This is a genomic window from Shewanella sp. W3-18-1, assembly GCF_000015185.1.
GTDB classification, from domain to species: Bacteria; Pseudomonadota; Gammaproteobacteria; order Enterobacterales; family Shewanellaceae; genus Shewanella; species Shewanella putrefaciens.
The window spans coordinates 2,635,414-2,648,165 of sequence record NC_008750.1; the positions used below are offsets into that span (position 1 = coordinate 2,635,414).

The 12,752-nt window shown below is 44.9% G+C and carries 9 protein-coding genes; 5 read left to right on the forward strand and 4 right to left on the reverse strand.

Annotated elements, in window-relative coordinates; genetic code table 11:
- The first annotated feature begins 12 nt into the window (after positions 1 to 12).
- The gene (gene pdsS / locus SPUTW3181_RS11915) at positions 13 to 2,172 is read left to right on the forward strand and encodes a proteobacterial dedicated sortase system histidine kinase (protein WP_011789577.1); all 2,160 of its coding nucleotides are present in this window, start codon (positions 13 to 15) and stop codon (positions 2,170 to 2,172) included.
- 220 nt (positions 2,173 to 2,392) lie between these two features.
- A complete protein-coding gene (locus SPUTW3181_RS11920) occupies positions 2,393 to 3,592 on the forward strand; it encodes a cystathionine beta-lyase (RefSeq protein WP_011789578.1) in 1,200 nt (399 codons plus the stop codon).
- A 114-nt stretch (positions 3,593 to 3,706) separates the two neighbouring features.
- Here SPUTW3181_RS11920 and SPUTW3181_RS11925 read toward each other — a convergent pair whose 3' ends face one another.
- Together SPUTW3181_RS11925 and yegD are read right to left on the reverse strand one after the other, a co-directional pair.
- A complete protein-coding gene (locus SPUTW3181_RS11925) occupies positions 3,707 to 4,195 on the reverse strand; it encodes a CreA family protein (protein WP_011789579.1) in 489 nt (162 codons plus the stop codon).
- 31 nt (positions 4,196 to 4,226) lie between these two features.
- A complete protein-coding gene (gene yegD, locus SPUTW3181_RS11930; RefSeq protein WP_011789580.1) occupies positions 4,227 to 5,693 on the reverse strand; it encodes a molecular chaperone in 1,467 nt (488 codons plus the stop codon).
- Between the two features lie 444 nt (positions 5,694 to 6,137).
- On the opposite strand from yegD, the gene ppk1 reads away from it, so the two are divergent.
- The gene (gene ppk1 / locus SPUTW3181_RS11935) at positions 6,138 to 8,300 is read left to right on the forward strand and encodes a polyphosphate kinase 1 (RefSeq protein WP_011789581.1); all 2,163 of its coding nucleotides are present in this window, start codon (positions 6,138 to 6,140) and stop codon (positions 8,298 to 8,300) included.
- Positions 8,301 to 8,343: 43 nt separating this feature from the next.
- On the forward strand, positions 8,344 to 9,897 hold the full coding sequence (ppx, locus tag SPUTW3181_RS11940; protein WP_011789582.1) for an exopolyphosphatase: 1,554 nt from the start codon (positions 8,344 to 8,346) through the stop codon (positions 9,895 to 9,897).
- A gap of 134 nt (positions 9,898 to 10,031) precedes the next feature.
- Here the strand turns inward: ppx and SPUTW3181_RS11945 are convergent, their stop codons facing one another.
- Positions 10,032 to 11,279 (reverse strand): MFS transporter, encoded by a 1,248-nt coding sequence (locus SPUTW3181_RS11945; RefSeq protein ID WP_011789583.1) that lies wholly within the window; start codon positions 11,277 to 11,279, stop codon positions 10,032 to 10,034.
- A gap of 140 nt (positions 11,280 to 11,419) precedes the next feature.
- On the opposite strand from SPUTW3181_RS11945, the gene SPUTW3181_RS11950 reads away from it, so the two are divergent.
- The gene (locus SPUTW3181_RS11950; RefSeq protein WP_011789584.1) at positions 11,420 to 12,301 is read left to right on the forward strand and encodes a LysR family transcriptional regulator; all 882 of its coding nucleotides are present in this window, start codon (positions 11,420 to 11,422) and stop codon (positions 12,299 to 12,301) included.
- Positions 12,302 to 12,347: 46 nt separating this feature from the next.
- Here SPUTW3181_RS11950 and SPUTW3181_RS11955 read toward each other — a convergent pair whose 3' ends face one another.
- Positions 12,348 to 12,752 carry a YbaY family lipoprotein gene (locus SPUTW3181_RS11955; protein ID WP_011789585.1) on the reverse strand — a complete coding sequence of 135 codons (405 nt, stop codon included), beginning with the start codon at positions 12,750 to 12,752 and terminating at the stop codon, positions 12,348 to 12,350.

Below are 12,752 nucleotides of genomic sequence, written 5' to 3' on the forward strand. Positions count from 1 at the left end.
GATGTATAACCTATGACACGTTTTCCCTTCGGCTTACGCACAAAAGTCATTGGCCTTAGCCTATTTTTACTCTGCCTACCTTGGCTTGGGTATCAATATGTTTGGGAGATGGAAAAGTACTTACGCCATGGTCAAGAACGTACTTTAGAAGGAACCACACAGGCGCTTGCAACTGCGCTGCACGAGCGCCCAAAGCTGTTTGATGGCCAAGCGAGCTTTTTAAAGCAAGTGGAAAAAAGTCGCGATCTCTACGCCTATCCACTGGCGGGAGCAATATTACTCGATGGAAAACTTAACGAGTGGCAGGAATATCAGCACAGATTTATCCAATACGGAGAGGCGAATCAAATCATGCGCGCCGATCCAACCACGCCCTTAACCTTAAGTTTTACCCATATGGTCGGCCAATATGATGGTTACCTGTACGCCTTTTTCCAAGTAGTTGACCCTAATGTGGTGTTTCGCGGCAAAAATGCCCTCAGTGTCGATAGAAATGATCACTTATCCATCGCCACATTGTCACCCGACAATAAATTCAAACGCTATATTGTTGCCACCACTCAGCCAGGCTGGATCAGCGCCTTCGAATTACCCGCTAATCCTAAGCTGACGGTGCCTGTCACCCCGGAAGTGCGTATCCAAGGACAATGGGCAACAACCGATGTGGGCTACAATATTGAGCTGCGTATTCCCCTTAATATGGTCGGTAGCAAACTCGGCTTTGCCATTGCCGATGTGAATGACAGTAAATATCGCGACATCACCGCAATTGTGGGTACATCCGCCTTGGACACCGTCGATAAACTCGGCACTGTATTAGTTCCATCACCAGAAATTGAAAGTATTATCAAAGGGATGAGTCACTATAGCTCAAGAGTATGGGTGGTAGACAAACATGGGCGGGTATTAGCGAAATCCGGAGATCTGCGCGCGAATAGCAGTGTCTGGACCCGCACCTTAGAAGATGAAACACCAGGCTCACTCTGGGGAAGCTTTAAACGGGATTATCTGCATCCCCTGTATTACAAAATTCTGACAAAACCACCCAAGGATTTTATTGATTCGCTGCAGGATTCTACTGAACTTGATGGCAGCCATATCCAAAAAGCGCTCTCGGGTCAGCAAAGTTCGACTTGGCGCTTAACCCCAGATAACAAAGCGGTAGTACTCGCCGCTGCGAGCCCTATCTGGATTGATAACAATGTGATGGGCGCCGTCGTTGCCGAAGAAACCACCCACGGTATTCGTACTCTACGTAACCGTGCCTTGGAAAAACTCTTTAACGTGATCTTGACCATTATGAGCATGGGCACACTGGCGCTGTTCTTCTTTGCTTCGAGTATTTCAAACCGAATTCGCAAACTGCGGGATGAGGCAGAAAATGCCATCGACAGCCAAGGTCGAGTGCGCAATAACCTTAAACCGTCAAAGGCTCGGGATGAAATTGGCGATCTTTCGCGTAGTTTTTCGAGTATCGTCGGACGCCTAGGCCAATACACCCATTATTTGGAAAATATGTCGTCGCGCCTCTCCCACGAACTCCGTACCCCCGTCGCCGTAGTGCGATCGTCCCTTGAGCATTTAAACCTGCAAACCTTAGATCAAGATGCGCAAAAATATGTCGACCGCGCGCAGGAAGGCGTGAGCCGCTTAAGCATGATGCTCAATAATATGAGCGAAGCAACGCGCCTAGAGCAAAGTTTATTGCAGGCTGATATCACTAAGTTTCCACTGTCTCAAGTGATCAGCGGTTGTATGCAGGGGTATCAAATCACTTATCCTGAACAACGATTTAGCGTAAAAGTGCCAGAACAGCCGCTGATGATGCAAGGCGTACCCGAATATATCGCTCAGTTAATGGATAAGCTTATCGCCAACGCGATTGAGTTTTGTCACAAGGATAGCGCCATTGAAGTGACGCTCACCCAAGTAGGTAAACAAGCCACATTACTGATCAGTAACTTAGGGCCTGAACTCCCAATTGATATGTCGGAGCAGATTTTCGATTCTATGGTGTCAGTGCGGATAAATCAGGCTCAAGATAAACCGCACCTCGGCTTAGGCTTATATATTGCGCGGCTAGTCGCTGAGTTCCATCAAGGCAAAATTCTCGCCCGTAACCGTAGCGAACACGATGGTGTGGATATCCTAGTCACACTGCCATTAAATTAACAAATTAAGTAGGTCCTTGGTCAAAGTGAGGCTTCCTTTAGAGCAGAACCTATCGACAAATGGCACAGGAGCGAAGAACATGAGCCAAACTCATCACTTCGTCTCTGCCATTTGTCAGAGTAAATGCTAAGATGACCGCCATAACAAGGGATGAGTAAAAATTTGCCCAACCTACTGATTCAGCCTACTGATCCAACCTACATGCCAAGGTAATGCTTCTATGACAGACAAACATCGTCAAGCCACCCAAATCGTCAGCTTAGGTCGAGACAAAAAATGGACCAAAGGTGTGATTAATCCACCCGTATTTCGCGCTTCGACTATCGTCTTCGATACCATGGAAGACATGCGCCACGCCGCAAAAAATAAAACCAATGGCGAGATGTTTTACGGCCGCCGTGGCACCCCAACCCATTTTGCCTTTCAAGCTGCGATTGCCCAATTAGAAGGCGGGGTCGGTACTGCGCTCTACCCTTCAGGCGCGGCAGCGATCAGTGCCGCACTACTGTCATTTTTAAAAACGGGCGATCATTTGTTGATGGTCGATAGCGTGTATGAACCCACGCGGGATCTGTGTACGCATATTCTCGCGGGCTTTGGTATTGAAACCACTTACTACGATCCCTTGATTGGCGCGGGCATTAGCGATCTTATTCGCCCCAATACTAAGGTGCTGTTTTTAGAGTCTCCGGGCTCAATCACCATGGAAGTGCAAGATGTGCCAACTTTGTGCCGTATCGCCCACGAACATGGGCTTGTCACTATACTAGACAACACTTGGGCCTCGCCCATCAACAGCAAACCTTTCGAAATGGGAGTCGATATTTCCATTCAAGCGGCAACTAAATATATTGTCGGTCACTCGGATGTGATGATAGGCACCGCCACCGCTAACGAAAAATACTGGCCGCAACTGCGTGAACACAGCTATTTGATGGGGCAAACCACCTCGCCAGATGATGTATACCTTGCCGCGCGCGGCCTGCGCACCTTAGGCGTGCGTATGGCGCAGCATGAAAAAAATGCAATGCAAGTCGCTAATTGGTTGAAAACCCGCCCAGAAGTGGATCATCTGCGTCACCCCGCGTTTGATACATGCCCTGGGCATGAGTTCTTTAAACGCGACTTTAGTGCCTCAAATGGTTTGTTTTCCTTTGTATTAAAGCAAGGTGATGCCGATGCGGTCACCGCGATGGTGGAAAATATGAGCCACTTTAAAATGGGCTTTTCTTGGGGGGGCTACGAGAGTCTAATTTTAGGGATTTTCGGTATTGACAGGATCCGCTCGGCAACGAAATGGGATCCGAGTAAACCCTTAATCCGTTTGCATATTGGTTTAGAAGATCCCGCCGATTTAATCGCCGATCTCAGTGCTGGATTTGAACGCTTTAACGCCGTTCTGACAGCTAAAGCGAAGTAACTATGTCGCTTAGGCGCTCGATGCTAGCGGCATAAAACAAAAGGGGCGGAATGAAAATTCCGCCCCTTTTTATGCTTATGCAACAGAAGATCTAAGCTATTCACTTTGCTGCAATTAATTAGCTTTAGTGCCTACATTTAGTACAGGGTCAACCCAAGCCTGTGAACCATAAAGCGGCACAGTTGAGAGCGCATGCTTATGGCTGCCGTTAGTCTCTTTTGTTGAATAAGATAAATACAGCAATGTCTGGTTTTGCGCATCGTAAATTCTGCGCACTTTTAATGATTTAAATAAAATACTCAAGGACTCAGTGAAAATCACTTCGCCGTGTTTTCCCATATCAATGTTAGCAAGATCGGCACGAGTAATAGGCCCTGTCTGGCGGCAACTAATGCTCATATCTGATGGATCGGCAAAATCTAAATTGGCTTCGATACGACTAATATGACAGGTAACCCCCGGGATTTTAGGATCCTGCTTAGCATCGATAATCACATCCTTTGTGGTGAAAAGCCCAAGGCTCACCTTACCCACATCGTCACCACAACCCGCGAGCAATAGACCCACAGTGGCCACAAACGCACACTTCAACAGAGTTTTCATTTATACATCCTTTTATGTTATTGCTTATAGGTTAGTGCTTAGCAAATAGCTTTTGCGCCCAGCGAGTAAGTCCTGCTGTCACAGAGCCAAAGTGATCGCCGACCACCACGGGAATATCGGGATAAATGCCAGCAATTTTCGCATAAATGGCAGGACTTCGTGCAGTCCCGCCCGTCACGTAAATCACATCGGGTTTACATTCAGCTTCAGCGGATAAATCCTCTGGATCTGGACCGTCTACTGCGACATTTGTTGCTACCAAGGTTTTTGCGGCTTGCGCAAGCGCTTGGTGCATCAGGGCTTCCACTTTCGTTAATGAGGGTTCGATGGCATTTTCAAACAATTTACGACTGACCCCAACCTGTAATGCCGCATCGACAAAATCCAGATTAATATCAGTATGCTCGGTGTCCGACAGTCCAATTTTAGCACGCTCCGCTTGGCGAACTAACTGATAGCTTAACTGCTGTTGCTGCACTTTTAATAAGCGATGCAGTAAATGGGGCTGCTCGGCATCTTTAATTAATTCGTCGATCAATTTGCGGCTACTTAAGGTGCTAAATTCACGTTGGGCACTGATATCATTTACCGCAACCGCATTCCAAAATGGGTTACTTGGCATAGGCTTACCATTAAGCATTAACGAACCTAGTCCAAAATGCGGCATAAACGCATGCATGGCAAGGGCGATATCAAGATCGTTACCACCAATACGCTGACCACTGTGACCAAGACAATCCGCTGCGCGATCGAGGTTCGCTTTATGGGCTGGCCCCATCTTAACGACTGAACAATCCGTTGTACCGCCGCCAACGTCAACCACCAGCACGGTTTGGTTGTCGATAAGGCTCGCTTCATAATCCATACCCGCAGCCAGTGGTTCAAAGAGAAAGGCCACATCGATAAACCCCGCGCGTTTTGCCGCTAAAGTTAGAATCGCCTCAGCCTGTCTATTACTTTCCTCACCACCGATACCTTGGAAGTTTACTGGACGACCTATCACCGCATGGGTAATGATTGACTCATCGCCCTCTTGAGCTAATCCTTTTTCAATTAACACAGCTTCTGCACGGGTTTTAATATGCTGCATCATCAAGGTGACAATATCCTCAAACAACGCAATTTGCTCAATCCTTAATCCAGAGGCTCCTAAAAATGATTTTGGCGAACGGACATAAAATCCTTCCTCCGGCATCTCTAAATAGGCGCTTATCGCCTGCTCTCCAACAAACACAGCTTGGGTATCGGTATCAAGATCTAATTCATGGCGCACTAAACGTGCCCGACTTAATTGAGCCGCACGTTTTTTGGCATAATCAGCTTTAAATTCAATAGGAAGCCCACGATACACTGCCTCAGCGATAAGCTCTCGATCCATCGCATAGAGCGTAGAAGGTAAATACGCTGACTGCTCTGATAAAGATAACAACTGGACATTCTCGCCTAGCATAATGCCGACGGCGCAGTTGGCACTCCCATAATCAAATCCGACAAACATACCTTTCACTCCCGCGATAAAAAAGCCGAGCAAGGTAACATAGTTTGTGTCGATCCCAAAGAAGTTAGCTTATATACCGACACGAGCCCCCCATTAATGAGTACTTAGTGCGCTTTCATTCAAGGTATACCAATGAGCGAATGCCAAAGCCCATTATTGCGTTGATACCACAAAGCGATGGAGTCTCATCAAAATAACCCAAAGCGATGGCTCTAAAGCAAATCAAGTGGCTTTCATATTAAGGTCATATTTCTGTCATACTCGTCATCAATCTGACATATTTCCCTCGTATCTTTAGCCAAGATAAATTCCCGACCGATTTTGGCGCTTGTACAATATTTATCATTGAAATTCCTTCACTTGTCAGCCGTAAATCTGATTGCACAACGGTGGATGAATGCTATTGTATAGTGCGCCATGACGCTTGCTTAAAGGAGCTGTGCAGTGTCCCCGAATACCGATAAATTATCGATTGATAAAGAACTCTCCTGGTTATCATTTAATGAGCGGGTATTGCAAGAGGCTTGCGATCCTAACGTCCCCCTTGTTGAACGGGTACGTTTTTTGGGGATATTTTCCAATAATATGGATGAATTTTTCCGCGTGCGCGTTGCTGCTGTTAGGCGATCTATTTTACTTTCAGCCTTACAGGAAGGCCGCAGTAATAGTCGCCATTTAATGGCCAAAATCCAATCTAAGGTGATGGCATTACAGGAACGATTCGATAGTATTTATACGGATTTAATGCGAGAACTCGTTCGTCGTAATATTTTGTTAATCAATGAGAAACAACTCAGTGAGTTTCACAGTAATTGGCTTAAAAAACATTTTAGAGACCATTTTAAACGCCATATTGCCCCGCTGATCGTCAGTAATAACCGCGATCTGGTGAAACATATCAATGATGATTCAACCTATCTGTGTGTGTGCTTATACACCAAAGCCCGCCGTCAGTATGCCCTAGTAGAAGTGCCGACAAAAAATGTACCACGGTTTCTCGAGCTTCCCGCGGAAAAAAGTAAAGCGAAAAAGTATCTTATTTTACTCGATAACATTATCCGTCACTGCGTAGATGAACTTTTTGGCCCCTTCTTCGAATACGATGCGATTGAAGTCTATTCAATGAAACTTACCCGTGATGCTGATTTTGATATCACAGACGAGTTAGAGCAAACTCAGCTTGAAAAAATGACTAAGGGTTTAAAAAAACGTCTTACGGCTGAACCCGTGCGCTTGGTATATGACAAAGAAATGCCCGAACATATGTTAGTCATGCTCAAAGAGAATCTAAATATCAGTTCAACCGAATGCCTAATTCCCGGTGGGCGTTACCACAGTTTTAAAGACTTTATCGGTTTTCCGAATCCTAGCCGTGATTACCTCGAAAACGAAAAACTCCCCGCGCTCAACAGCGCAGGATTTGGCCGCTGCGCCAACAGTTTTGATGCGATAAAAATGGGCGATATTATGCTCAACTACCCGTACCATAAGTTTTCCCACTTTACCGAAATGGTGCGCCAAGCCGCTTACGATCCTGCAGTGCGTTTTATCCGCATTAATTTATATCGAGTGGCAAAAAAATCCCACGTGATGCAGTCACTAATCGATGCGGTTAAAAATGGCAAACAAGTTACCGCCGTGATTGAACTTAGGGCAAGGTTCGATGAGCAATCCAATATCGAGTGGACTCGTATTTTGGCCGAAGCAGGCGTAAAAGTGCACCACGGGATCACCAGTTTAAAAGTGCATTCCAAGCTCTGTTTAATTGGTCGCGAAGAACAAGGAGAAATCAAACTCTACTGTCACGTGGGATCTGGCAACTTTAACGAAGGCACAGCGCGGGTCTACACTGACTTATCATTGTTTACTGCAAACCAAGAAATTGCCCGTGAAGTTGAACAGGTATTTGACTTGATTGAACACCCATATCGCCGAGATAACTTCCAACATTTGATCGTGTCGCCCTACGATGCACGACAAAAGCTCACCTACTTAATCGATAAAGAAATCGTCAACGCACAGAGTCACATTAAGGCGGCTATTACCTTAAAATTAAATAACTTACTCGATGATGCGTTAGTGCAAAAACTCTATGAAGCCTCTGCTGCAGGCGTAAAAATTAAGTTGTTAATCCGCGGAATGTGCTCGCTGATCCCGCAAATACCAGGCATCAGCGACAATATCGAGGTTTACAGTATTGTGGATAGATTCCTCGAGCATTCCCGCGTAATGTTGTTCCATGCGGGGGGCGAAAATAAGCTCTTTATCTGCTCGGCCGACTGGATGAGCCGTAATATTGATAACCGTGTTGAAGTCAGTGTACCTATTTATGATCTGCGCCTAAAACAAATGGTGATGGATATTTTATCTTTACAGTTTAATGACAACACTAAGGCCCGAATAATCAATAAGGAACAAAGTAATCCTTATCGAAACCGTGGCAATAAACGTAAAGTGCGTTCTCAAATTGCCATTTATCAATATCTGATTAATTATGAGAAGCGACAACAACAGGAATTTAACGCCCAGATGGAAGCATCACAAGCGACTTCCTCCGGGGAGTTTACCCTAGAGAAAAAACCAGAATTACAGGCCAAAGCCAGTTAATCACTGGCTTTATTATCATCTCGATTGCCTAAGGATAATCCGATTGGTTGCCACACATTCACAACCGCGACACTTTGTCGCCATCGACATGGGATCAAATAGTTTTCACCTTGTTATTGCCCGTGAGCAAGATGGCAGTTTGCAGATATTACACAAAGAAAAACAACAAGTTCAGCTAGCTACTGGGTTAGATACACAAAATATGTTAAGCCAAGAGGCGATGGAACGAGGCCTTAATTGCCTGCGTGATTTTAATCAACGCTTTTCAAACCTTGACCAAGCACAAGTGCGTTTAGTGGCAACTCATACCCTTAGGGTGGCTAAAAATCGTGAGCAGTTTATTGAAGCAGCGCTTGCCATTTTGCCCTATCCAGTGGAAGTCATTTCTGGTCATGAGGAAGCGCGCTTAATTTATAACGGTATTGCCCAAAGCCAAGTATTGGGAAAACGTAATCTCGTTATCGATATTGGTGGTGGCTCTACCGAGGTCGTGCTTGGACAGAAAAATACTCCCACCCATTTATCCAGCTTGCGCTGTGGCTGTGTCAGTTTCAACGAACGCTTCTTCCCAAATGGACATATTACACCAGCCTCCTTTCGCGCCGCACAAAGTGCTGCAGATAAGCAGTTTGCTTCCTTATCAAAAGAATACTTCAGCGGTCATTGGGACTTAGTCCTGGGCAGTTCGGGAACCGTCAAAGCCATATGTGAAGCCGTTCAAGAAGATCACGGTGATGAAGTCATTACCTTAACGCGGCTGAAACAACTCAAGTTGAAATTAATCAGATTTGGGCACATTGATCATGTCCAATTCACCCATGTGGATAACAAACGCACACCGTTAATCTCCGCAGGTCTTGCTATTTTAATTAGTTTTTTTAGACGCTTACCTGTTGAAAAGTTGGAGTTTAGCCCTGGGGCGCTGCGAGAAGGCGTGTTATATGAGTTAGCTAAAATTGGCCAATATCAAGATATACGCCACCGCACTGTGGATAGCATTGCCCAGCTTTACCATATCGATATGCCCCACGCGATTAAGGTACGAGATACTGCGATGGCATTGTTTGAACAGGTTGCCGATGAATGGCAATTAAGGCCCCATGCTCGATTACTCGCCTATGCCGCCACCTTACATGAGATAGGTTTACACATAAATTCAAGGGCATTGCATAAACACGGCGCCTACATCATTAGTAATAGCGATATGCCAGGGTTTAGTGAGGCATTACAGCAAGATCTAGCGCGACTGATTGTCAACCATCGTAAAAAACCCTATGAGTTAATGCTTGCTGAATTAGAGCCAAATCATAAATTGACGCTCATTCGCTTACTCTGTCTATTACGCCTTGCTGTTCTGCTCAATCTTGGCCGTATCGCCAAATCATTGATTTTGGAACAAATTCAAGTTATTCCAGATGGCGTTATGTTAGTGCTACCCAGCCATAAACGAAAAATAAGCCTTTTTATGAAAGACTTGCAGCGAGAGCAAAAGCAAATGGCCGCTCTTGGAATAAATCTGCGTTTAGTGTCGAGTATCGCCTCCCACAACGATAAACACTCACTTGAACCAGAAATCACCACTGACACTGTGGGATAATCATCGCCATTCTCCCAAGAGAAAAAGGCTCGTATTACAAAACTAGCGCCGCATCATACGAGCCTTTGGATGACATTTGTTTAGTATTGCAACGGCTTATCGCTCCTGCAGCAAACGCAATCTCAGCGACATCATTAAACTAACACCCTGTTAATATGTGTCTGATGATAATGCAAACGCGTAATCGCTAAAGCAATCAAGGCTAATAGAGTCAAAGATCCCATTACCACACCACGCCACATCGCCTCATGCCAAAACAGCATTAAATATGGGCCACCCATCGCAGCGCCCAAATAATAACAACATAAATAGAGTGAGGTAGCCTTAGCGCGATCGCGGCTTGCACGCATTGCTACAAAGGAATTGCAACAACTGTGAGTCAGAAAGAACCCACAGGCCGTCATTAAAAACCCCGCACAAATCGTCAACGTCGTATCAAACAAGGTCAGTAAACTGCCCAAAAACATCAACCCCCAAGACCATTGATATAGCTTGTGTTGACCAAATTTTGCCAACCATTTTGCGGTAAAATATGACGCGACAGTCCCACTGGAATAACACAGAAAAATCAAGGTTGCTTGAAAACGGCTCCATTCATAGGGTGGTGCCATCAAATGTAACTGGATAAAACTAAACTGATTGACCATCATCATAAAAGTGAGACCACCAATAGCGTAGACTAAACGCATTTGAGGATCGGTTAAATGATAGCTAAAACCATGAAAGTCTTGCATTAAACGTGCACGTTTGGACAGGCGCTCAGGCTTATGGACTTGGGACATCGCTTGAGCATCTGCACCTGAGGGTAATAAATAACTGGTCAACGCCACCCCGGCTAAGGTCACTAAAAACAATAACCACATTGATGCTTGCCAAGATAAAAACTGCGACATCATTCCTCCCAGTAAACGCCCCACAATACCACCAATACTGTTAGCCATAATGTAAATGCCCGCGGCTTTAAGCATAGTGCTGGGGGATAACTGCTCTTTAAAATAGGCCATAGCAATAGCAGGAACAGCAGCCAATACAACACCTTGCAGCAATCTTACCAAAAGTAAACCATTAAAATCCGGCGTCCAAATTAGCAATAGATTTGAAAGCGCTAATAACCATAAACTCACAACAATAGGAGCATGTCGGCCAATACGGTCAGATATTACCGCGTAGATAAGTAATGAAAACGCTAAAGAAAAACTAGTGACGGAGAGGATCAAGGTCGCCTTAGAGCCGGATACCGCAAAGTGTTCGGCAATTAAGGGCAACATTCCTTGCATTAAATACAAATTGATATACACCACAACGGAGGCCACACACAGGGCCCACATTAATCGGGTATCACGCTGTTTATTGTCAATCATAGTGTCCAACACGGCTTGCACGCTAGCCTCGATCACATCTCACTCATAGGATAGACAAAGGTTAGCACTGGGCATAACATAACAATAATAGATAATTAGTATCGTAATTATTGATTTTTGTTATAGATAGATCTCATTAATAACTCTGTGTGAGCCAATAGATGGATATACGTCAACTCAAACATTTAGACGCCCTTGCTAACACTGGCAGTTTTACTGCCGCGGCTAAAAAACTCAATATGGCGCAACCTGCGCTCAGTCAGAGTATTAAACGTCTTGAGCAATCCCTAGGTGTTACCTTAATCAATCGTACTAGCCATAAAAATGACAAACTACTGGCCCTCACCGCTGAAGGTTTAGTACTCCATCAACATGCCACGCTTATCCTAAAGCAAATCAAACAGGCCGAGGCACAAATCCATGCAATGGCCAATCTCACCTCGGGTGAAGTGCGTATTGCAGTGCCGGGTATGCTCGGTTCCTTCTATTTACCCTCGCGGTTAATGGCCTTTCGCCATCAATACCCCGAGCTAAAACTGTCACTGTTTGAAGGCGGCACCCGCGATGCACTACGTATGTTACAGCAAGAAGAAGTGGATATTGCGATTATTACCGCCCAAGATCTACAGAGTGATTTTGACAGTCAACTGTTAATCCGTGAACAAATGGTGATTGCAATGGGGACAGAACATCCATTAGCAGAACATAATGCTGTTAGCTTGAGCGATTTTTTTGACCATGAATTAGTGATGTTTAAGACAGGTTATTTTCACCGTGAATGGATACTGTCACAGGCAAAAGTGTTAGGGAAAAAGCCCAATATTGCCTTTGAAACCAATCTGATTAACTTGATAAAACAAATTGTATCCCAAGGCTTTGGTATCACCAGTGTGCTGGAAATGGCGATCAGCCCGAAGGACGATATTTTAGCTAAACCCTTCGATCCACCCGTCTTTTTAAATCTGCATATTGCGTGGAAAAAACAGCGTCCAGTCAGTCAAGCCGACCGTGCTTTTGTCGAGTTTCTGATGAAGAATCGCTAATAAAAAAGCCCTTTCAAATCTAAAAGGGCTTAATCACTTATCAGTTTTATCGGTTAGCCATAACGGCTTTCATCAACACTTCAGTAGTGTATTTATCATTATTGATCACAGGATAACGGTCATAGGTTTGGAATATAACCTGATCTTGATACTTGATCATGGCAACAACACCGTACTGAATTCGTTTATCAATAGACTTCGCGGGTAATGAAAATTTAAATGGCACGGGGGCGCGGGCAATATTAAAGGTCTTTTGTGCTATCACAACCCCTGGTGTATTAAGATCAATAATGGCAATAGTAATTTCACAACCTTGAGGCAAGAGAATTTTCTCTAAATAACCCGCTGCACCATTAATAATCACCGGTGGTTCAGGCTGTACAGTCACACAACCATTAAGCAAGATAGCCATCAGTGAACATATTACAAACGACTTGATTTTCATAACCAT